19 protein-coding genes are annotated in these 22036 nt (G+C 67.3%); 10 read left to right on the top strand and 9 right to left on the bottom strand.

Translation table 11 applies throughout. The features are described from left to right. The first annotated feature begins 27 nt into the window (after positions 1 to 27). The 3 genes from cobC to cobS are packed head-to-tail and all read left to right on the top strand — an operon-like array spanning position 28 to position 2884. Positions 28 to 1053: an Rv2231c family pyridoxal phosphate-dependent protein CobC gene (gene cobC, locus O1R50_RS26455; RefSeq protein ID WP_408612757.1), complete on the top strand. Its 1026-nt coding sequence runs from the start codon at positions 28 to 30 to the stop codon at positions 1051 to 1053. Next, positions 1050 to 2093: a nicotinate-nucleotide--dimethylbenzimidazole phosphoribosyltransferase gene (cobT, locus tag O1R50_RS19905; RefSeq protein WP_270111934.1), complete on the top strand. Its 1044-nt coding sequence runs from the start codon at positions 1050 to 1052 to the stop codon at positions 2091 to 2093. The genes cobC and cobT overlap by 4 nt, the downstream gene beginning before the upstream one ends. Then, entirely contained in the window at positions 2093 to 2884 is a 792-nt protein-coding gene (gene cobS, locus O1R50_RS19900) for an adenosylcobinamide-GDP ribazoletransferase (protein WP_270111933.1), read from the top strand. Before cobT ends, cobS begins: the two co-directional genes overlap by 1 nt. An 83-nt stretch (positions 2885 to 2967) precedes the next feature. Here cobS and O1R50_RS19895 read toward each other — a convergent pair whose 3' ends face one another. Continuing rightward, positions 2968 to 4242: a PP2C family protein-serine/threonine phosphatase gene (locus tag O1R50_RS19895; protein WP_408612756.1), complete on the bottom strand. Its 1275-nt coding sequence runs from the start codon at positions 4240 to 4242 to the stop codon at positions 2968 to 2970. Positions 4243 to 4643: 401 nt separating this feature from the next. Between O1R50_RS19895 and O1R50_RS19890 the strand changes: the two genes are divergently transcribed. After that, positions 4644 to 5183 (top strand): hypothetical protein, encoded by a 540-nt coding sequence (locus O1R50_RS19890; RefSeq protein WP_270111931.1) that lies wholly within the window; start codon positions 4644 to 4646, stop codon positions 5181 to 5183. Between the two features lie 28 nt (positions 5184 to 5211). Next, entirely contained in the window at positions 5212 to 6150 is a 939-nt protein-coding gene (locus O1R50_RS19885; RefSeq protein ID WP_270111930.1) for a hypothetical protein, read from the top strand. Positions 6151 to 6177: 27 nt separating this feature from the next. Here the strand turns inward: O1R50_RS19885 and O1R50_RS19880 are convergent, their stop codons facing one another. From O1R50_RS19880 to O1R50_RS19865, 4 genes are all read right to left on the bottom strand, one after another. Beyond that, positions 6178 to 6702, bottom strand: a complete 525-nt coding sequence (locus tag O1R50_RS19880) for a hypothetical protein (protein WP_270111929.1) — start codon at positions 6700 to 6702, stop codon at positions 6178 to 6180. Between the two features lie 178 nt (positions 6703 to 6880). Continuing rightward, a complete protein-coding gene (locus O1R50_RS26450) occupies positions 6881 to 7375 on the bottom strand; it encodes a universal stress protein (protein ID WP_408612754.1) in 495 nt (164 codons plus the stop codon). Positions 7376 to 7648: 273 nt separating this feature from the next. Next, complete coding sequence (locus O1R50_RS26185; RefSeq protein WP_333490272.1) at positions 7649 to 8278, bottom strand: helix-turn-helix transcriptional regulator; 630 nt, start codon at positions 8276 to 8278, stop codon at positions 7649 to 7651. 512 nt (positions 8279 to 8790) lie between these two features. Next, a complete protein-coding gene (locus tag O1R50_RS19865) occupies positions 8791 to 9342 on the bottom strand; it encodes a helix-turn-helix transcriptional regulator (protein WP_270111927.1) in 552 nt (183 codons plus the stop codon). 727 nt (positions 9343 to 10069) lie between these two features. Between O1R50_RS19865 and O1R50_RS19860 the strand changes: the two genes are divergently transcribed. Next, a complete protein-coding gene (locus O1R50_RS19860) occupies positions 10070 to 10696 on the top strand; it encodes a hypothetical protein (RefSeq protein WP_270111926.1) in 627 nt (208 codons plus the stop codon). A 217-nt stretch (positions 10697 to 10913) separates the two neighbouring features. Here O1R50_RS19860 and O1R50_RS19855 read toward each other — a convergent pair whose 3' ends face one another. Together O1R50_RS19855 and O1R50_RS19850 are read right to left on the bottom strand one after the other, a co-directional pair. Next, positions 10914 to 11660: a transposase gene (locus O1R50_RS19855; protein ID WP_270111925.1), complete on the bottom strand. Its 747-nt coding sequence runs from the start codon at positions 11658 to 11660 to the stop codon at positions 10914 to 10916. Next, complete coding sequence (locus tag O1R50_RS19850) at positions 11641 to 12753, bottom strand: methyltransferase domain-containing protein (protein ID WP_270111924.1); 1113 nt, start codon at positions 12751 to 12753, stop codon at positions 11641 to 11643. The genes O1R50_RS19855 and O1R50_RS19850 overlap by 20 nt, the downstream gene beginning before the upstream one ends. A 411-nt stretch (positions 12754 to 13164) precedes the next feature. Between O1R50_RS19850 and O1R50_RS19845 the strand changes: the two genes are divergently transcribed. Further along, complete coding sequence (locus O1R50_RS19845; protein ID WP_270111923.1) at positions 13165 to 14118, top strand: phosphotransferase family protein; 954 nt, start codon at positions 13165 to 13167, stop codon at positions 14116 to 14118. Positions 14119 to 14331: 213 nt separating this feature from the next. Here O1R50_RS19845 and O1R50_RS26445 read toward each other — a convergent pair whose 3' ends face one another. Beyond that, positions 14332 to 14544, bottom strand: a complete 213-nt coding sequence (locus tag O1R50_RS26445) for a GNAT family N-acetyltransferase (RefSeq protein WP_408612753.1) — start codon at positions 14542 to 14544, stop codon at positions 14332 to 14334. A 537-nt stretch (positions 14545 to 15081) separates the two neighbouring features. Between O1R50_RS26445 and O1R50_RS19835 the strand changes: the two genes are divergently transcribed. After that, positions 15082 to 16284 carry a sulfotransferase family protein gene (locus O1R50_RS19835; RefSeq protein ID WP_270111921.1) on the top strand — a complete coding sequence of 401 codons (1203 nt, stop codon included), beginning with the start codon at positions 15082 to 15084 and terminating at the stop codon, positions 16282 to 16284. A 127-nt stretch (positions 16285 to 16411) separates the two neighbouring features. Here the strand turns inward: O1R50_RS19835 and O1R50_RS19830 are convergent, their stop codons facing one another. After that, the gene (locus O1R50_RS19830; RefSeq protein WP_270111920.1) at positions 16412 to 18667 is read right to left on the bottom strand and encodes a rhamnogalacturonan lyase family protein; all 2256 of its coding nucleotides are present in this window, start codon (positions 18665 to 18667) and stop codon (positions 16412 to 16414) included. Between the two features lie 392 nt (positions 18668 to 19059). Between O1R50_RS19830 and O1R50_RS19825 the strand changes: the two genes are divergently transcribed. Next, on the top strand, positions 19060 to 20556 hold the full coding sequence (locus O1R50_RS19825; RefSeq protein ID WP_270111919.1) for a family 43 glycosylhydrolase: 1497 nt from the start codon (positions 19060 to 19062) through the stop codon (positions 20554 to 20556). 2 nt (positions 20557 to 20558) lie between these two features. Further along, positions 20559 to 22031 carry a family 43 glycosylhydrolase gene (locus O1R50_RS19820; RefSeq protein WP_270111918.1) on the top strand — a complete coding sequence of 491 codons (1473 nt, stop codon included), beginning with the start codon at positions 20559 to 20561 and terminating at the stop codon, positions 22029 to 22031. The last annotated feature ends 5 nt before the right edge of the window (positions 22032 to 22036 follow it).

Below are 22036 nucleotides of genomic sequence, written 5' to 3'. Positions count from 1 at the left end.
GGCTCCGCTTCCGAAGGGCGCCACGAGATCCCAGCGGCGGGAGAACCCTGGCTGCGCGACCACGGCGACACCCAGGTCCCCGCGGGCGCGATCGACCTGGCGGTCAACGTCCTCGAAGGACCGCCCAAATGGCTGGCCGACCGCCTGACCCGGGCCGTCGTCGACCTCGCCGGCTACCCCGACCAGCACGCCGCCCGCGAGGCCGCGGCGGCCCGGCATGGCCGCAACGCCGCCGAATGCCTTCCGCTCAACGGCGCGGCCGAGGCGTTCTGGCTGCTCGCCCAGGTCCTGAAGCCCAGCCTCGCCGCCATCGTCCACCCGACCTTCACCGAAGGCGAAGCGGCCCTGCGCGCGGCCGGCGTCCACGTCCATCGAGTCTTCCGCGAACCCGAGCAGTGGCGACTCGACCCCGCCGACGTTCCGGAGGAGGCCGACTTCGTCCTCATCACCCGCCCCGACAACCCCACCGGGGCGCTCGATCCCGTCGCAGTGATCGAACCGCTCTGCCGCCCAGGCAGAGTCACCGTCATCGATGAGGCCTTCGCGGACTTTCTCCCCGACGGCGGTGACCTTGCCGCCCGCGCCGACCTGCCCGGCCTCGTGGTCGTCCGCAGCCTGACCAAGCTCTGGGGCATCGCGGGTCTGCGCGTCGGCTATCTGCTGGCCGATGCGACCACTGTCGCCCGCCTCGACGCGGCCCGCCAGCCATGGCCGGTCAGTTCCATAGGCCTCGAAGCGATCAAGGCCTGCGTCGCGGCTGAGGACGAGCGCCTCGAACGCGCCCGCCGCGTCGCCCGCGAACGCGAAGCACTCCTGGCCGCCCTGGCCGACATCCCCGGCCTGCGAACCTGGCCTGCCTCGGCCAACTTCGTGCTCATCCGCACCGAGCTGCCCGACCTGCGCGAAAGCCTGCTCGCCGACGGACTGGCCCTGCGCCGCGGCGACACCTTCCCTGGACTCGATCCCCATTACCTCCGCATCGCCGTTCGGGACGAACCCACCTCAGAACGACTCCGAGCAGCGATCATCCGCAACCTGAAAGGCGCGACATGAACGACCTCGCCACCCTTGTCGAAGCCGTTGAACCCGTAGAAGACCGATTCGCCCTCATGGCCGACCAGCGCCACAGCGGCCTCGCCAAACCCCAAGGGAGCCTGGGCCGCCTCGAGACCCTCGCCGCACAGCTCGCCACCATCGCCCGGGTCTGCCCCCCGCCCGCCGTCGGCAACCCCGGCCTCATCATCGCCGCCGGCGACCACGGCGTCCACGCCCAAGGGGTGAGCCCTTGGCCGCAGGAGATCACGACGCTCATGGTCGAGAGCTTCTGCGCCGGGCGCGCCAGCGCGAACGCCATCGCCTCCGCCTGCGGCGTGCGCGTCATGGTGCTCGACGCCGGGATCGCCAAGCCGCCGGCCGATCACCCGGTGATCCGCACCGCAGGCATCATGAACGGCACCCGTGACCTACACGTCGAACCGGCGATGACCGTGGACGAATGCACCGCCGCAATCCTTGCCGGAGCGGCCCTCGCCGACCGCATGATCGACACCGGCGCGGACCTGCTCGCCCTGGGGGACATGGGCATCGCGAACACGACCCCGTCGGCTGCCCTCATCGCGGCATTCACCGGACAGAGCGCCGATCTGGTGACGGGGCGCGGCACGGGTATCGACGACCGCACCCTCGACCTGAAGAAGACCGTGGTCGCCGATGCGCTGGCCCGGCACGGCGAGGACCGGGACCCGCTGCGGACCCTGGCCTCCCTCGGCGGCCTCGAACACGCCGCACTGGCCGGAGTCGCCCTCGCCGCTGCGGCCCGGCGCGTCCCGGTCCTGCTGGACGGCGTCAACACGGTGGCCGCCGCCCTCGCGGCGGTCGCGCTGTGCCCCGACGTCCTCGGATACCTGATCGCTGGCCACCGGTCGGTGGAGCCCGGGGCGTCGGCGGGTCTGGCTCACCTCGGCCTCGAACCGATCCTCGATCTGGAGTTGCGCCTCGGCGAAGGCACGGGCGCGCTCTTGGCGGTCCCGATCGTCCGGAGCGCCGCCGCGGTCCTGCGCGAAGTGGCGGGCCTGGACGAACTCGGCGCCTGATGAAGGCACTCCGAGCCCTGACCGGTGCCCCGCTGCGCGCCGCCCTCGGCTTCCTGACGGTTCTCCCGGTCCGCGGAAGGTGGCCCCTGGGCCGCGCGGCGGTGGCGGCGTTCCCGTTGGTGGGACTGGTCATCGGTTCGGTCTGGGCGGCGGCGGCCTTCCTCGGACTCCATATCGGAGGCCCATTGGTGGCCGCCGCACTGGTGCTCGCGATCGACTTCGCGATCACGGGCGGCCTGCACCTCGACGGTGTCGCCGACACCGCGGACGGCCTGGCCAGTCACCGTCCACCCGACCGGGTAGGCGAGGTCATGAAGGACCCGAGAATCGGCGCGGTAGGCGCGGCCGCACTGATAACCACCCTGATACTCCGCTTCGCCTTGTTGGCGGCGGTCATAGCCACTCCGGATTCCTGGCCCGCCATCGCTCTGGCCCCGGTCGCGGGTCGCCTGGCCCTCGTCTGCCTACTGAGGACCACCAGGCCGAGAAGCGACTCCCTGGCGAACGGCCCGGCCGAAGCCGCCACCGGAGGAGCCCTTGCGGTTGCGGTGATCGTGACCGCCGCCGCAGCTGTGGCCACAGCCGCGATCACCCCCGAAGCCTGGCCGATCACCGTGGCGTCCATAGCAATCGCGATGGCAGTGGTTCACACGACTGCCCGCTACTGGAACCGCCGACTAGGCCCCGCCGGAGACATCCTAGGAGCTGCAGCCATCCTGGCCGAAATCACCACCTTGGCGGTCCTTGCGGGATCCTGTGCTCGACTTATGACCGTGTATGAGCATGTGTGACCGGTTGCGACTGGAGCATGTCCCGCCCCAAGGGGCCTCGGACTTCACGGTCACATGCGGGCTCGGCCGCACGCCGATCGCGGTCACAGCCGGAAGACGATCAGGGAGATGTCGTCGCGTCCGCCTCCACCCGCACCGACGTCGGACATCAGCACGTCGGCCAGGAGTTCCGGGTTGTCGGTGCTGTGCTGCCTCAACGTCGAGATGAGGCGATCGAGCCCCGCGTCGATGTCCTCACCGCGACGCTCGATCAACCCGTCGGTATAGAGCACGAGCGTGTCACCGGGGATGTAGGAATGCCCGGCCTGTGAGGCGGGGACGTGCTGGGGGCGCGCGCCGAGCGGCGGGTCGACGACCTGGTCCAGCAGCTCGCACTCGCCGTCCGCGTGCACCAGGACCAGTGGCGGATGCCCCGCGTTGCTGTAGGTGATCAGCCGATTGTCGGGATCCACCATCGCGTTGATGGCCGTGGTGTTCAGGGCGCCCTCCATCGAGCGGGCGAAGAGTTCCAGGAGCTCCAGGGCGTGAGCGGGCCGCTCCGAATCGCGGACGGCGGCGTTCAGCACACTGCGCATCATGCCCATGACCGCGGCGGCCTCCAGGCCGTGGCCGACGACGTCGCCGACCGTCAGCGCAACGCGGCCTCCCGGCAGGTCGATCAAGTCGTACCAATCCCCGGACACGGTCAGGGAGTCATCTGCCGGCAGGTAGCGCACCGCAACGTCGTCGTGGTGCTCGAAGTCCGGCGTCATCAGCATGATCTTCTGCAGGGCGACAGTCACTGCGTGCTCGCGGCTGTGGGCCTCCCGCAGTTCCTGGTTGAGATGATGCAGCTCGCGGGCCCGTGCGTACAGCTCGGCCTCCAAGCCCTTCCTCTCGATCGACGTTCCCGCCAGCGGCCAGTCCCCGGAGGCGAGGGCCTTGACGAACGAGGTCACGTCCTCAATCCGAATGAGGATCCACTTGACCGCGCGGTCCGGGCCCAAGATCGGAGTGCTGATCGGGGACCACCAGCGCTCCTCGTACACGCCGGGCCGACCAGCGACGGCGATGTCGTACTTCTGCAGCGCCATAGTGTCCGGCTCACGCATTTCGAGGACTCTTTCCAGCGAGGCGCTCAGGTTCCGCACGCCGTCCGCCTCGGGATCGGCCGGGTTCCCCGGGAAGGCGTTGAAGAGGTGGCGCCCGAGCAGTTCCTCACGGTTGCGGCCGGTGACCTTGAGAAAGGCTCGGTTGACCTCAACGATCACCAGATCCGGCGCGAGCACCAGACACGGATTGGGGGTCGCCTCGAAGATCGATGCGTAATCCATGTCCGTCATTGACGGCCGACTCTGCGCCCCAGGCGTCCTATCCATGATCTTGGCTCCCCCTTCCGCTATCTCCGCCTTCGTGCAGATGAACGCCGTGGCACTGGATCGTGATGCCGACGGCAAGCCGGTCTACACCGACTGTCGCCGCGACGGTCATCGTCTCCTAGAAAGCAGCTGGTTCGCGGGTGATTCCTTGGCACAGAAGGCTCGCGCCGCATTGGGAGCCCGAATGTAGCGAGCAAGGCCCAGCACGTGACAAAGTTCGCCACACTCCAGGATCGGCCAGGGCATGTCGGCCCGTCTCGTCGCGGCTGCACGAAGCCGCGAAGGCGCCGGGGCGCTCCGATCGGCATGCGTTCGGCGCGCGGGTTGCGGCGAATCCGCGTCCGGCTGCTCGCCTGCTCCTAGGATGAGCCGGAACGGTGCGAATTCGTCCGGGAGTTCTGATGAGATCGAGGGTCTGCTTCATTACGGTGCTGGTGTCGGTGCTGGCCGCGTGGGCGTTGCCGGCGTCGGCGCAGGACACTTCGGTCACGTTCGCCGTCCAGGCCGGTTCGCTTGCCGTCAGCGTTCCAGCCGACGCCGATCTCGGCACCGGTGATCCCGGCCAGACCCAGACGGGCCAGATAGGCGCTGTCACCGTGACCGATGAGCGCGCGGCACTGGTCGCCGCTTGGACCGCGTCGGTGACTTCGACCGCATTCACGACCGGCGGCGGCACCGCCGATGAGACCATTCCCAACAGCGCGGTCGAGTACTGGTCGGGAGCCGCGACAGCGGCCTCAGGGACCGGGACGTTCCTTCCGGGCCAGGTGATCGCGGCGAGCGCGGTGGTCCTCAACCAGCAGCGCACCGCCTTCGCCCTGACCGCGGGCGTGGGCGTGGGCAGTAACTCGGCCACATGGAACCCGACGCTGGAAATCGCCATTCCTGCCGCGGCCGTCACCGGCACGTACAGGGGAACGGTGACCCACACTGTCCTGTAGCCGCAGACTTCTGAGCGCACTCGCCTCCGTGGCGTTCATGTGCGCCTACGCCCCACCGGCCGCGGGCGAGGCAGCGGATTCCGGGAGCGTCGGCATACGGCTGGTCGCCCAGTCCGACGCCGCCAGCGGCGAGCGCGACCAGTTGTATCTCGTCGACCACGTCAGCCCCGGTACGGAGATCCACCGCGAGGTCGAGGTCCAGAACGCCTCGGATCACCCGCAGCACATCGAGCTGTACCCGGCCGCGGCCTCGGTTCATGATGGAGAGTTCACCGCGGACGACGGCCCGGGCGGCAACGACTTGAGCGAATGGGCGAGCCTGGAGGCGTCGAGCCTGGACCTGGAGCCGGGCGAGATCGAGCGCGTCACCGTCACCATCGCCGTGCCCAAGACCGCTCCGGAAGGCGAACGGTACGCGGCGATCCTGGCCGAGATCGCCGGACCCCAGACCGCAGACAGCACCGTCCTGCAGATCAACCGCGTCGGCATCCGCGTCTACTTGAGCGTCGGCCCAGGCGGCGAGCCGCCCTCCGATTTCGCGCTCGGCGACATCGAAGTGCTCGAAGCGCCACCGGGATCGTGGCCGGTTCTGAGCGCCGAGGTCACCAACACCGGTGAACGCGCCCTCGACGTGGGCGGCACGGCAACGCTGGAGCGCCAGGAGGGGACGATGACCGCCGGGCCGTTCGCGACCCGATCGCCGCTCACCCTAGCGCCCGGGGCATCGGGCAGGGCCGAGATCGAACTCGACGAGCCGCTCCCGGAAGGTCCCTGGCGGGCCGGGGTCACCCTCTCCAGTGGTGACCTCGAACGGTCGGGGGAGGCCGTCGTGAACCTCCCCGAAACCGAGACGGCGAGCGATGGCGGCACCGTCGGTGCGGTCGCCGCGCTCCTCATCGGCCTCGTCGTGGCGGCGGCCCTCGCCGCCATGTTGCTCGCCCGCAAGTACCTGCGGCGCCGAAGCTGAACCCGACCGCCAAGAGGGGTTCGGGGCTCAAAGGACGGAGTGGGTCACGGTGCCGGTATAGGTGCCGGCCGCCGCCGTCTCGGGGATTTCGATCCACAGGCTCGGAACCCAGGAAACAGCGTTGTTGCCGATCCCGCCGGCACGGGAGAACGCCGTCCTCCGGGAGTTGAGGGCTACAGCGCTGGCGGCGTTCGGCTGGCCCGGGTTGAACGGCCCGGCGCCGTTGGAGGCAGTGGCCGGTCCCGACCAGTAACGGACCGCGCTCGACTCGATCGTGTGCTCGCCCGACGTGAAGCCCTCAGAGGTGACCGAGACGGTCCAGTTCCTCGCTTGCCCTCCCCGCGTGTCGGCCACTCGGACGGTGCCCAGCTGGGCTGTGAGCGTCCCTCCGGGGGCTGCCGAGCCCAGATTCGCCGATCCCGGCACACTGATCGAGAGCATCAACTGCTGCTCGGGGACCGTCTCCGCACCCTCCCGCGCCGCCGCCGACGTGGCGTACAGACATGTCGCCGCAACGACTGCCGCAGCGGCGGACAAGATCCTCGACCTCATGACGACTCCGTGGGATGCGCGTTGCTCACCGACATCATAGGTCGGAGTCGTCGCGATCAGGCGGAGCAATTCACAGGGCGTCAATCCTCTTCGGCCACGACGACCACACCATCAGCGGCGCTTCGGCCTCGCGAGCGGAGCGGGAGCAGTCCGCTGATACAGAGGGGTGCATCGCTGCTCATGGTTGGGCCCGATCGGGTGTGTGTGCGATCAGGACATCGCAGGGTGCCTGGCGGATCGTGTGCCGACCGATGCTGCCGAGTAGTGCCTGCCGTTGACCGGCGCGCTGTCTCGTGCCGGTGACGACGAGGTCGGCGCCGATGCGGGCGGTCAGGTCGGCGATCGGGTCTTCGGGGCGCCCGGGCCCGACGACCAGCCGTACTGGGCGGGAATCCCTGATCGCACGGGCGCGTGCTTCGAGCTGCGGGCGCATCTGGCGCAGGCGAGCCCGACGCAGGCGGTCGAGCTGGGAATGGTCGGCCCCGCCGAGACGCAGCAACCCCTCGCCGGGGACGGCGGCGGCGTGCGCCACGACGTGGCGCGCCCCTGGGGTGAGCGCGACTCCGGTCGCGGCCGTGGCCACCGCGCGTTCGGTCCCTTGGCACGGTGGACCTCGGGGCGGTGAGACGCAGTGTTGATTCGGGTTCGACCTCGATGAGGTCCTCGGGGGCATCAGCAGGTCGCCGTTCCGGCTGCGGGGCCGTGCGCGTCAGGATGGGCGACCGGGTTGCGGCAGCGGTGAGCTCCGCTCGGCCGACGGCGCTGTCGCATTGCCTTGATCGTGTGGGTGGACTCGGACGCGGGCGTGGGTCCTGCATGTTCGCACCGATCTTTCGACGGTTCGGAGTGGACGGTACTCGACGGCAGGTGCCCTGCCTGCCGACAATGGGCAGGCAGGGCGAAACGCCGCCGCTACGCGGGCGGTCTCGGGACCGGGTTCAGGAGATCAGGAGATCAGGCCGGTGCGGAAAGCGATGGCGACGGCATGGGCGCGGTCGCGGGCGCCGAGTTTGCGGAACAGCCGCTTGGCATGGGTCTTCACGGTCTCTTCGGCCAAGAACAGTTCGCGCCCGATTTCGGCGTTGTGCTTGCCCTCGGTCAGTCCCGCGAGGACCTGAGTCTCCCGCTCCGACAATTGGATCCGCGCCTGCTGCTGCTGCGGCGGACGCGGGCGCGGCACGGGGTCGCTGGTGTTCACCAGTTTCATGCGCGCGATGACGATCGCTTGGGCGAACGCTACGAGCAAGTCGTCGGTGCCGCCTGTCCTCGCTTTGACGAAACCCATGGCACCGGACGCGGCCACCGCCTGCGAGGTGGCCGGATCGGCGGCACCGAGGAACAGCAGACCGGTTCGGGGGTAGCGGGTGCGGAGGTTCCGAGTGAACTTGACCGGGTCGGTGCCAACGAGGGAGACGTCCACCAAGACCACATCTACCGGCCCGTGAAACAGTGCCATGTAGAGGGCCGGGACGCTGTCCACGGATTTGACCTGCTGCGGCAGGTCCATGTGTGTCGCGCATGATGCGAGGCGCTGGCCGGCCTCGGGCGTCTTGAAATAGACCACGATCGTTTTCATATCGCTGTGCCCTTCCTGTTTCACCTGCAGGTCGAGTGGCGCCCTCGATGGAGGGCGGAGTGCGGCGCCGGGGGAGCCGATGAGGGACAGCGGCGGCGGGCCATGCTCCCGCGTCCGCAGCGTCCTGGACTGGTGATCATCATTCATGCCCTCGTGCCATGGCGGTACTAACGAGCTTTGAGCGCGAAAGTAACGGACTGGACCTCAAATTGACTAGACGCCCTGCGGTCGATGCCTCGCCCGATCGTGGGAATGATTCACGAACCTCGCCGGCGAACACGCGGCCGCGTACGGAAGCGGCCCTCGGCCATGTGATGGCGTTCCCGGTTGCGTCGGCGTGAGCGCTGCGACGCCGTTGCCGCAGATTGGCGCCCGCTCCGGATGGGCATCGAGGTGTGCAGGGTTGCGGGGAGGTCCGACCGGCCTGCCGTCGCAGCGGCCTCATGGGCCAGGCCGACGCCGCTGGTGGTGGGTTCTTACTCAGCGGTGGCGAGTCGGGTGTGCGGGGAGTCCTAGGGGGCCAGGCCGCTGCGGAAGGCAATGGCGACGGCATGGGCCCGTTCGCGGGCGCCGGACCTGGGGTACCTCCGCTTCGCGTGGGTCCTCACGGTGCCTTCGGCCACGAACAGTTCGCGCCCGATCGCGGTGCTGTGCTCGCCCTCGGCGATCCCGGCAAGCACCTGGAACTCGCGCTCGGACAGTTCGGTCGGTGCCCGGTGGGACGAGCGCGGGCGTCGCACCGATCCGGAAGTATCCGTCAACCGGGTGCGAGCGAGCAAGATCGCCTGAGCGAACGCGACGAGCAGGTCGTCAGTGTTTCCGGGCAGGGCTCGGATGACACCCAAGACGCCCGCGGCGGCCACGGTCGCTGCGATGCGGGGATCGGCGGCGCCCGAGAGCAGGACGCCGGTTCGGGGGAAGCGGGACAAGACGCCATTGGCGAACTTCGCCGGATCGGGTGCCGCAAGAGCGACGTCGACAAGCACCGCGTCGACCTGTCGCCGGCTCAGCTCGACGAACAGTGGGACGCAGTCCGCCGCCGTGACCGACTCGGCCAGGCTCATCTGGGTCGCGCAGACCGAGATCTTTCTACCTGAGAGCGGCGCCTTGACATAGACCACTATTGTCCTCACATCACTGGTCCTTCCACGATTGGGTATCGGATTCGGTTGGGCCCGTTGCGATTAGGCCGCTATGGGGGCGGTCGTTCGGTAAAGGCTCGACGCCTCTGGCCGCATCGAGGATGCAAGGTCTAACGAGGCTCGAGTGCGAAGGTCGCGGATGAACCGCCGCAAATAGTGGCAAAAGGTGAACCTTTGATGCGTGGGGTCGGGTGGTCATATCTGGTCCCTCGCCGGCGGCGAGCAGTGCGACTTTGCCGAGGCCCGTCCGCGACATGGCCGACCTTCGGGGTCAGGCATGATCGCCGATTCGGGATGACCGGCCGCCGCATGTGGATCCGCTCCAGCGGATCCCCCGATCGGGGGACACCTTGCCGATTCGCCAATTCGGTGCGCCCTCGGAAGGTCGAGGAGCCGGCATTCCGGGCGGACGCAGGGGAGGCCGCACAACCGTGAACGTCACGCCCGCAAGCGTTTGTCTGCGGGGCGCGAACGCGAGTCCGGCGCGTGTTCTCGTAAGTCCAGTGTCGCTTCTTCGTGCGTGGATTCATCAATTCCGGGACGCGGCAGCAGTTCATGAATAGCCTCGGGAGCGTCAGATTCGCAACTCCAATGGAGGGTGACGTCGATGAAGATGTCCAAGAAAAAACGGGCAAAGGTCATTCGCCGCGTGGCGACGGGTGCGGTCGCCGCGTCGGCCGTGGGCGTGGCGGTCGCGGGGGTCGCCCTCGCCGCTCAGCGGACCGAGCAGGTCGTCCCCAAGCTCCCGGCGCCGGGCGCCACCATCGAGGTGGATCTCGCCTCGAAGGGCCTCGAGCTGGTCTTCGTGGGCCAGAAGGTCAAGACGGGCCCGCTCAGGGGCAAGGCCACGTTCGAGATCGAGTCGAACAAGGGGGACCCGTCCTCGGTGCAGACGAAGATCAGCGAGTTCTACCTGACCTCGCCGGCCAAGCAAGGCGGCATCACGATCGCCATCGAGCCGGCCGGCCGCAACTCCAAGGACCGGTCGGTGCTGCGGCACAACCGTTCGGAGTCGCCGAAGCTCCAGCACACCCTCAAGGTGCCGCTCAACATCACGGTCCGGTACCCCGAGATCTTGGGGCTCCCGGCCGACACCGAGGAGGCGCTGACGCTCAAGGCGGAGGATGCAGCCGTGCTCATCGGGCGGCTGAACGGCTTCCCGGCCAAGGGAGCCCGCTACAAGCTCAAGGAAACGACCGAGCTGTCGCTCCCGGGCCAGCCCGGCAATGAGGTGGCGACGATCTTGAAGTTCCCGATCAGGCTCGAAGGTTTCTAGGCGCGATCCGGCGGCCTCCGGCGGTCGTGCCACAGCGGCTTAACGGGTGCCGTCGAGCTCGGCCTCAACTGAACGAGTAGGGAGGGCACGTGCATCAGCGTATGCACGTGCCCTTCTCACATGAGGCGGTCCGCATCGCACTCGGCGGCGAGCCGATCGCCCATGCAACGCAACACATGCACCTGCCGTCAACCTTGGCGGTACATCTGGAGCTTGATCACCGCCTGTAGCGTGCGGTCGGCCTTCGGCAGCGGCCGGCGGTATCCGGTCGCGAGGACCTTCCACGAGCGCAGGTGCGCAATACCCCGCTCCACAACCCAACGGCGCTGATTGACCTGCCGGGTGAACAGCAGCTCTGACGCTGAGGTAGCCAAAGGTCGCCGATGAGGCTCGGGCCGTTGCCGGTCGTGTGCATTTCGTATGACTTCGCCAATCCGGATTCCTTGAATGCCTTGGCGTCGTGAACGGAGCCGACCACGATACGGCCGCCATCGATGACCCGACCGCGCAGATCGGTGATGATCTGCGTGTTGAGGCCGGGTCGGTGACGTTTCCCTGAGAACAACCCCGCCGGGGCGGTCAGATCCCGGGTAGGGATGAGGAACCCGTCAACCACAAGGTCGGAGCGCGCAGCCTGCTCACGCAGGTCCAATGCCAGCTGGTCGAGGCAGGTCGAGACCACTGGTTCCAGTTTCTCGACGTAGCGGGAGACGGTCGCCTGCGAGACCTGTGACTGCTCGCCGAGCGCGGCTTGGATAGTGTTGTGGCGCAAGTAGATCAGGCAGGCCACGATCGCGTCGAACAAATCCAGAGCCTTGCGGCGGCCGGTGTCGGGTTGCCAGGAGCCGATCCTGGCCTCGACCGCTCGTTCCAACAGGAGCAGTTGCTCGGTGTCCAGGCCGGTCCGCTGCTCATACCGCGGCAGCGGTCGCTGTTTGATTCCTTCACTCGAGGCCACGGTCACGGCGCTTCCGGCTGCGCTTCGGCTCAGCGATGACGATGACCGGGTGCTGCCCGGACAGGCTGAGCTGATGGCGATCGACGAGATTCCAAGCTGATCGCTCGGCCTCGAAGTGGCACAACAGTTCCGGCGGTACCAGGCACACGAGCCTTCCGTCGGCAGCGATGATGCGCCGCCACGCCGCCAAGAGCGCAGGGAAGCGCTGCACCATGGCGACCTGGCGTCCCCAGGCCGGATTTGTCACGATCCTGTCGATGCTGCCGGTAGGCATCGGCAGCTCAGCGGCATCGGACTTCGCGAACGCGATGTCGGCGAGGTGTTGCGCGTTGTGCGCAGCAGCGGCGAGCGCATCCGAATTGAGGTCTGAACCGATGAAGTCGGCGCGGGGAGTGAACTCCTTCGCTTCGATGAGGATCGTCCCGGCTCCGCAGCAGGGATCAAGCACGGTCATCCCTGCATCGATCCCGGCGAGCCGGGCCATGGCCGCGGCCACCGGAGGGTGCAAGGAGCCGGAAATCGATGCGGTCTTCCAGACCCGGCGATGGAGGGGCGAGCGGCGGCCTCTGTAGCCGAGCAGGAGGCCCTCGGGCGACAGCACCGCGCGCCATTCGGCGGCGCCGGCCGGAGGTCGATTGCCGCCGTTGCGCGAGGCGAACCGGGCACCGAGTCGCTCGGCTAGGACCGAGCCGATCACGTCCTCGAGGTCATGGCGGTTATAGGTGCGCCGACCGATCATCGACGCTGAAACGGCAAGTACCGGATCGCCATGATCGAAGTCGGACTTGGCCTGGCGCAGGTCCGCGGCGTCGAGGAGGGGACGCAAACGCTCCAGATCTGCTTTGGTAGGACCGGGATCGGCGGTTCGCGCGACCTGAAGTAGCAGGTCGTCGATTGTCCGTGGCCGACCGACCATGCACGGCTCGGGAGCCGTCAGCAGCACTTGGCGCTTCCTGATAGAAACGACCCGGCATCCAAGTACGGCAAGTTCTACCGCGGCGAGGTGCTCGAGTCCGTGGACCGTGCTGGCGAAGAAATTCTGATGTTCCGGTGAATTGGGCGTAGACGAGCCCACCGTCGAAGGACGGTTCGGTGACATGACAAAGCTCCGGGTGAGCGACCTGGAGCGGCGGGCAGCCGCACCACATCGCTAGCCACGGGGATTCCCTCTGGACGGCTAGCGGAGCGCTAACCGAGGCGGAAGAAGCTGTATGTCACGGCGCCATGCTAACTCACCCGAAGGAGACTCTTGCATCAGCTTGACGGGCTTACGCGGACTTTTCGGTTTGTCGGTGTCGCTTCCTGATTCGTCGCCAGTCATCTCCATGGCCTTTCTCTGTGGTCCCATGTCCGGTAGCGCTGGCTCTGGGCTGTCGCGCCTACAGCGGCTTGCCGCCCCGGTCGATACCTTGACGTCGCAACCGTGGAAAACGTTCGGGCCCAATCGAAATTCTTGGTTCTTCCCGAAAATCGGTGGAGCGGGAGTGAAGGCGGTCGTTACGCTCCCGCCATGGCAAAGCCTACGTTCGAACTGTCCGCTATTCAGCCCGCGGTCCAGCAGGAACTCGGCCCCCTGACCGACTGGGAACCGCTCCACGAAGGCGAGAACTCTCAAGTGTTCGCGGCCGTCGGCGAGGCAGGACCGGTGGTGGTCCGGGTTTCCGATCGCCGGAAGGGCTTCGAAGTCGATCGATGTACGAGCCGGATGCTTGCGGACAGCGGCGTCCGCGTGCCGAAGTTCCACGGGATCGGCCCGATCGCGGACGCCTGGTGGTGCGTCACTGAGCGACTTCCCGGGAAGCCGCTGTACGCGTTGGGAATGGAGCGCATCGAGGCCGTCGCGCCAGCGGTCGCCGAGACGCTCGACCGGCTGCATTCGGTGGACCTCTCCACGACGACCGGCTATGGCGGTCTGAACCCTGAGAGCGGCAACGGATTCCATGGCACGTGGTTCGAGTGGGTGCTCGGAGGCGTCCCGGACTCGTGGCCGAACGTCGGTCGCGAGGAGGACCGGAAGCTGCTCGAGGCCCTCGCGGAGCTGGTGCGCGCTGAGAAGCACTCACTAGAGCCCGGACGGGCGCTCGTGCACGGCGATTTCAGCGCCGACAACATCATCATGGACGAGGACGACACGGTCGGCGTCATCGACCTCGAATGCGCGATGATCGGCGATCCGCTCTGGGACATCTCGTATCAGCTGTACTGGGGAGGAGCCTGGCCTGAGATGGCTCCGCAGGCACGGGCTGCCGTTGCGGCGCTTGAGGACTCTGTCGAGCATCGGGCGCGGCTTCGGTTCTACATGGTCACGACCGGGCTTGCGGGCACCAGGTTCTACGCTGACGACCGGCGCGCGGACGAGGTCACGCTGATGGTGCGGCGACTCGCCCCGCTCCTGGAGACGCCGCCGAGTCTGAAGGACCTCGACGGGTACTGGCTGCGCCTCGGCAGCGAACGCGAGGGCTGAGAACTCACTGACGGTGAAGTGCGACCGGCCGCTACGCTCCGGCTAAGGCGAAACTGAGGTTCACACTGGCGACGATCGCTCCTTGATGCTATGTGTGGTCACACCTCAAGGAAGCCACAAGCCCGCTGCCGCTCACTATCCGTAACCAGGGCAACGAAGACGCGATGCCACCCGAACGAGGCTTTTGCATGAGCTTCCGGTTCTTATGGCCTACTAGTCGAGCTCCCGCGCGAAGTGGAAGGCCATGATGGTCAACCGCTCCCGCATGTAAAAGCGGTGGGCGTCGCGCCTGTGCGTTCCTGAGTCGAGATGAATTGCAGTGCAAGCGAGTTCACGTGCTCGCTGCTCCAGGTACTCCAGAAGAGCGTGGCCGACTCCAGTTGAGCGCGCCTCGGAAGCCGTGACCAGGTCGTCGACGTAAAGCATCCGAAGCGATTGGTGTTCGCCACAGTGCGCCAGCCAGCGACCCCCACACAGCGGCCTTCCGCGTACGCCGCAGTGAATCGGAGTCCCTGCCCATGCCCCTCGTCATATACGGCAACGTAGTCATCGGCGCTCAGATCAGGGCGTAGTTCTCGGAGGACGGGCAGCAGTTCGGCGGTGAGCCGGGCGTCACCGGGCTCGATGTCGATGATCTCCATCGCGGAATTGTACGAAGGCCCGGCCCGCGAAGGAGCGGTCCTCGGGTTGCCCTGCAGGCGCTTCCGGGGCGCGTTCGACCGTCACGGGACTCGCAGATGCTCCCTCATCAGCCGTGCAGTGGGGCTCGGGCCCCTGGGGCACCAAATGGAGGGTTTCGCCGGACTTCATCGCTTGAATGCAGCAAGCACCGGGTTTCTTGTACTTCAATCCATTCCCGCTGACAATGGAATCGATTCCATTCTTGGCCACGAAATGATTACGGACTGTCGTGCAAGAATATCGCCGATCCCTTATAACCGGCAGCCCAACCGGAGGCGAAGCATGCCGAGTATACCGACCAGTACGAAACTCCTCAATGCACTATTGCGGCCCACGCTTGCCGGTCAGCGCACCCCGGACCGCGTATTCGACCTCCTCGTCGCCAAAGCGGAGCGCGACGCGAAATGGAGCGCTCTAGGCGATGAGGCGTTCGTGGACGACTACCGCCGGCTCTTCCACGCTTTCGCGAAGATGGACCGCCTCACCGCGATCGGCTGGCAGGCGGTCCAGGCCGATATCCAACTGCGACTCCAGAACCGCCTGCGGATTCGGCGACTGCATCACGATCACCCGGAGATCGGCCGCGAGGAGGTCGTCGCGCCGATCTTCATCGCAGCCCTCCCGCGCACCGCCGCCACCCTCACCCGCGGCGTCCTCGCCCGCTCGGCGAACCACCGTGCCCCGCTGCTGTGGGAGATGGCTTTCACCGATATTGAACTGCCCGAACGCGAGCGGCGCGAACGCATCAAATCGGTCGCCGCTCTGTACAGGCAGTTGAGCAGGCTCGCCCCGAAATTCCACGACGCCTTTGGTTTCGATGCCGAGAAGCCGTGGGACTGCTCGCAGTTGCTTCCCCACGGCGCGCAGTACCTCACCCGAGCGATCCTCCCGGATTACGTCGAGTGGTTGTACAAGCGCGATTTCAGTACCGACTACCGCCACCTCAAGGCGGCGCTCCAGGTCCTCCAGTACGGGCGGCCGAAGACCCGCTGGGTGGTGGAGGCGTCGGCGAACCTGGCCAACTTCGCGGTGATCAGGGAGATCTTCCCCGATGCCAAGATCGTCTGGCTCCACCGCGATCCGGTCACCGTCGTCGGGTCGACATGCAGTCTGATCGAGACGTCCATGGCACTGCATGTCCGCGGCCCCGACCGGCACGCGATCGGCGCGGTGTGGCTGAAGCTCATGGCGACCATGATCGAACGGGCGCGCACCGACCGCATGAAGCTGCCGCGCGACGCCGTCATCAACGTGCCGTACCCGCAGCTCGACGCCGACGCACGTGCCAAATTGCCGCTGCTGTTCGAGCAGATCGGCACCCCGTGGACTCAGGCGGACTCCGGTCGTCTCGAGAAGGTCCTGGCAGGCCCCGGGATCGGCCGCGCCCACGAGCACGATCTGAGCCGCTACGGTCTGACGAGCACCGACGCCGAGGCCGCCTTCGGCGACTACCCGCTGACCATCCCGTACATGCGGCTCGGCTGAATCGGGCACCAGAAGTGCGTCCGTGGAAGTCGGGCCTGCGGCAGCGCCGGAGTGACCCTCGAAGTGTTCGCCCTGTGTGCCGGGGAGCCCGGGGGTTCCGGTACGGCGCCCGGGCTCCGCGGGGACTTTACGGGGTGTGGACGTCAGGCCACGCGTACGTGGTCTTGTCGCTGCCGATGTAGAAGCTCGGGTGCGGCGGCTGGTTGTAACCGGTGTTCTGCCAGGCGATGGCGACCCGGTACTGGATGTCGTGCATCAGCGTCGGGACGCGCAGGTTCGTCTGATGCGGCGTGGCGTAGATCCGCAGCGCGGAGGAATCGGAGGTCTTCCAGACGGCTTCTTCACGCCAGTCGCCGAACAGGTCGGCGGACAGGCCCGGGGTGGACTTGGTGCCGTTGTTCGAGGTCACGCCCGAGCCGGACAGGAGCGTGCCCGACGGGTAGTTGGAGATCTGGGTGCCGTCGAGCAGTTCGCGCTCGCCGTCGCCGTCCCACCAGGACAGGAAGTTGATCGAGCCGGGCTTGGCGCCGATGTTGGCGCCGGAGGCGTTGAGCAGGCCGCCGACGTTCGCCGACCAGTACTCGGAGCCAGGATTCGAGGCGAGGATGTTCGCCCCGACGCCCCGGCCGTTGTCGCCGCTCGGACTCGTCTGGAACAGGATCTGACCGTTGGAGCCATTGAGGCTGGAGGACGGAGCGCTGCCGCTCTCGTGCACCATGAAGACCTCTTGGCCGGCGCGGCTGGGCACGTGGTCGGACACGTGGAGCGCGTCGCCGTGGCCGAATCGCGTGTTGTAGAGCGCCTGCCCGTTGGAGCCGACCGCCATCGCGCCGTAGACGACGTCCTGGTTTCCGTCCCCGTTCATGTCGGCGATCGAGAGGCTGTGCGCCCCTTGGCCTCGGTACTGGCTGCCCGCAGTGTTCGAGTCGAAGGTCCAGCGGGTGGTCAGGTCGGTGCCGTTCCAGTCCACGGCCCAGATGACCGAGCGCGTGTAATACCCGCGGGCGAAGATCATCGAAGGGGTCTCGCCGTCGAGGTAGGCCGTTCCGGCGAGGAACCGGTCGGACCGGTTGCCGTAGTTGTCGCCCCAATCGCTGACGTTGCCGCGCGGCGGGTTGTAGTTGATCGTGTCCATCGCGGCGCCGGTCTGGCCGTTGAAGATGGTCAGGAACTCGGGGCCGGAGAGCACGTAGCCGCTGGAGTTGCGGTGGTCCGCGCTGGAGGAGCCGATGACCGTGCCGACGCCGTCCCGGGTGCCGTCGGCGGTCTTCATCGCGATCTCGGCTTTGCCGTCCGAGTTGTAGTCGTAGACCTGGAACTGGGTGTAGTGCGCGCCCGAGCGGATGTTGCGGCCCAGGTCGATGCGCCACAGCCGCTGCCCGTTGAGCTTGTAGGCGTCCATGATGGTGTTGCCGGTGTAGCCCGATTGGGCGTTGTCCTTGGCGTTGGTCGGGTACCACTTCACGATGAGCTCGTAGGTGCCGTCGCCGTCGAGGTCGGCGGTGCTGAGGTCGTTGGCCTCGTAGGTGAACGACCCCGAAGGGGTCGATCCGCCCGCGGGCTTCTGGATCGGGACGTCGTAATAGCCGCTGGAGTTGAACGTGATCTCGGTGCCCGCGTCGGCGCCCTCGGCGCCGTTCACGACGGTCCGCACGGTGTACCGGGAGCTGGAGGATCCGCCCGTGTCCAGGTAGTTGCTCGCTCCGGTCAGCGGAGACGAGTTCAGCTTGGCGCCGTCGCGATAGACGTTGAATGCCACATTGGACGGATCGGTGCCCAGCAGCCGCCACGAGACGAGGCGGCCGCTGCCCGAGGGCACCACGGTGACACCGCGGGTCAGCTCCTCCACTTCATACCGGCCGTCGCCGGTCTGGGGCGGGTCGCCGTCGGTGATCTCGACGTAGTCGATGTTCGCCAGGCCCGAGGCTGTGGAGGCGACCAGCCGGATCGTGTTGCTCCCCGCGTTGACAGGGATCGTGACGGTCTTGGTCGACCAGGTGGTCCAGGCGCCGGTCGCGCTGAAGGCGCTCGCCGTCTCCACCGCCGCGCCGTTGACGAGGATGTCGGCGGAGCGGATGTCGGTGCCGCCGTGGGCGTACCGAATCGCCAGTGTCGCCGTGCCCGCGCTCGCGGCGTTGACGGTGAACTGGTTCGCCGCGCCGACCGCGTTGTTCGAGTTGCAGAACCCGCTGCCGGAATAGCCGGTGTGGTTCGATTCGACCACGCCGTCGCAGGTCGCCGGGGCGCTCTCGGCCTCGTAGCGGATCGTGGCGGCCTCGGCGGTGTTCAGGGCGATCATCGTCGCCGCTGCGGCGACGAGACCGATCGCCACCGTTGCGGGTGCTCGCAGGCGTCGGGCCCGTCGAGAGGTTGGGATGTGCATCTTCGCTCCGTGCTAGTCGGGTTCTGAAACGGGCGATGCCAAGGACGCCCGGGGAGATCGAATTGTATCGATATAGAGATGCGAAGAGCATAGCGGTCAGTGCCTAGGGGCGCAACACCTTGGATGAACTGGGTTGATAGGCGTGGGACTCGCTCATCGGATGGCGTGCACCCTGATGCGTCACGAAATGCTGTGGTCAGCGTTGCTGAATATCATTAATGATGCTTTCTATCGCTAAAATTTCACCATCGATCCACACCGTGAGGCAACTCGGCTCCCGACGCGGATGGCAACCGGTTCGAATGACACCGCCCGACCCCTTGTGTAACGATCCATGTGTCCGATAACATCGATTAGTCTCTATCCCTCACTTCCTAGAGATTGGTACACGCATGAGCAATCCACAACCGCGGCAACGGCGCAGATCCTGGTTCGCCGGGCTCGCCGCCGCCGTCATCGCCGCTACGGGCTTGGCCTTCCTCGCACCCACGACCGCGAACGCGGCCATCGACACCAATGCGGACTACGTCCTCACCAGCCGCCATTCCGGCCTGGTCTTCGACATCGACGGCCGCTCCACCGCCGACGGCGCCGGACTGATCCAATGGACCCGCACCGACGCGACCAACCAGCAGTTCCGGTTCGTCGACGCCGGAGGGGGCTACTACCGCATTCAATCCCGGCACAGCGGCAAAGTCCTCGGCCTGCAGAACCAGAGCACCGCTGACGGCGCGTACGTGGTCCAGGAGACCGATACGAACGCCACCGACCAGCAGTGGACGGTCACCGAGTCCGGCGGGTACGCGTCCTTCGTGAACCGCCTCTCCGGCAAGGCGCTCGACGTGTGGGAGTGGTCGACCGCCGCGGGCGGGCGCATCTCCCAGTACACCGCAACCGGTGGCACCAACCAGCAGTGGTCCCTCACCCCGGTCGGCGGCACCCAGCAGCCCGAGCCGAACGACTGCTCCAGCGGCCCCGCCCAGCCGCCGAGCCTCAGCGGCAGCCTGGGCGCCCACGACCCCGCCCTGTGGGCTGGATGCACCGGCCAGCCCTGGTTCGTCTATGCCACCGGCGACATCCGCTTCAGCGACGGCAACATCCCGATCCTCCGCTCCACCAACGGCGGCCAGACCTGGCAGAACGCCGGGTACATGTGGAACGCCAAGCCCGCGTGGACCAAGCAGCAGATCCCCGGCGTCGAGAACCTCTGGGCACCCGAGATCCACTACGACGCCGCCCAAGGCCTGTACTACCTCTACTACTCGGTTTCCACCTTCGGCTCCCAGCGCTCGGCCATCGGCCTCGCCACCAGCACGAGCCTCGACCCGTCCGCGCCCGGCTACGGCTGGACCGACAAGGGCGTCGTCTTCCAGTCCTACAACGGCAACGCCTACAACGCGATCGACGCGAACATCATCGTCGACGCCTCCGGACGGCACTGGATGGTCTTCGGCTCCTGGCAGCAGGGCATCCACACCATCGAACTCGACTGGCCCTCAGGCAAACCCAAGGCCGGCGCCACCCCGATCCGCCTCGCCACCAAGAGCGGCGGCATCGAAGGCCCGTCCATGACCTACCACAACGGCTACTACTACCTGTTCACCTCGATCGGCACCTGCTGCGCCGGGGCGAACTCCACTTACAAGATCACCGTTGGCCGCTCCACCTCGCCGACCGGCCCCTTCGTCGACGCCGCGGGCGTGGATATGCGCAACGGCGGCGGCACCGTGGTCCTCGGGGCATACGGGAACAACGTCGCCGCAGGCGGCCAGTCGATCCACAGGGGATTCATTGCGTACCACGCGTACGGCTCGGGCGGCGGCTTCGCACTCGACATCGAGCAGATCCAATGGAACGCGGCGGGCTGGCCCGTCCTGAACGGGAGCTGACCATGCCGCAGCACACTCGCTGGCGCTCGCTCATCGCGCTCGCCCTCACCGCCACGCTCACGGCCCTGGGCCTCGTCGCCGCCTCCGCGGCCCCGGCGCAGGCCGCCGTCACCCCGGGCACCTGGTACGTCATCACCAGCGCCCACTCCGGCCTCGCCCTCGACATCAAGAACGCATCGACCGCGGCCGGAGCCGAACTCACCCAATGGAACCGCACCGACGCGACGAATCAGCAGTTCCGGTTCGTCGACGCCGGCGGCGGCTACTACAAGATCCAGGTCCGGCACTCGAACATGGTGCTCGACGTCTACCAGAAGAACGCCGCGAACGGCGCGACCATCGCACAGTGGACCGACGTGGGCGGCACCAACCAGCAGTGGTCGGTAACCGAACACGCCGACGGCACGTACAGCTTCATCAACCGCTTCTCGGGCAAGGCCCTCGACCTGTGGGAATGGTCGACGACCCCGGGCAGTCGCATCTCGCAGTACACCTATGAAGGCTCCAACGCCCAGAAATGGCGGCTCAACCAGGTCGGCACCGGCTCCCAGAACACCCTCGCCAACCCGATTCGCAGCAACGGCGCCGACCCGTGGATCGAGTACTGGGACGGCTACTACTACATGTCGACCACGACCTGGGATTCGACGGTCATCATGCGCCGCGCCACCACACTGGCCGGTCTGAAGACGGCGAGCGACACCGTGGTCTGGAACGACGCCAACGTGCCGAGCCGCTGCTGCTCGCACTGGGCGCCGGAGTTCCACCGCATCAACGGCACCTGGTACCTCATGTACACCTCCGGGAACTCGCAGACGAACTTCGACGGGCAGAAGCTGCACGTGCTCCGCTCGACCAGCGCGACACCCATGGGGCCCTACGAGTTCATGGGGACGCCGCTGCCGAACCAGTGGAACATCGACGGCACGTACCTGGAAGTCAATGGTGGCCTCTACCTCATGTGGAGCGAGTGGGTCGGCGCGGACCAGTCGATCCGGATCGCCGCCATGTCGAACCCGTGGACCGTCACCGGCGCGCACGCCACGATCGCCCGACCCAGCCACAGCTGGGAGACCGTGGGCGCGCGGGTCAATGAGGCCCCGGCCGTGCTCCAGCACGACGGGAGGACGTTCGTGACTTTCTCGGCCTCCTCGTGCAACACCCCGGACTACAAACTGGGGCTGCTGGAACTCACCGGATCGAACCCGCTCGCGGCCTCGTCGTGGACCAAGAAGTCGACGCCGGTGTTCCAGCAGGGCAACGGCGTCTACGGCCCGGGCCACAACGGGTTCTTCACCTCGCCGGACGGCACCGAGCACTGGCTGGTCTACCACGGGAACACGTCGGCGAGCCAGGGATGCGGCAACACGCGGCAGACCCGGGTGCAGGAGTTCACCTTCAACGCGGACGGCACACCGAACTTCGGCACGCCGATCGCCAGCGGCGTCCAGTTCCCCGCCCCCTCGGGCGAGTAACGGCC

The sequence above is a fragment of the Glycomyces luteolus genome, from assembly GCF_027622875.1.
GTDB classification, from domain to species: Bacteria; Actinomycetota; Actinomycetes; order Mycobacteriales; family Micromonosporaceae; genus Glycomyces; species Glycomyces luteolus.
Note: the sequence above shows the minus strand (reverse complement) of the source record. Positions and strands in the feature narration are given on the sequence as shown.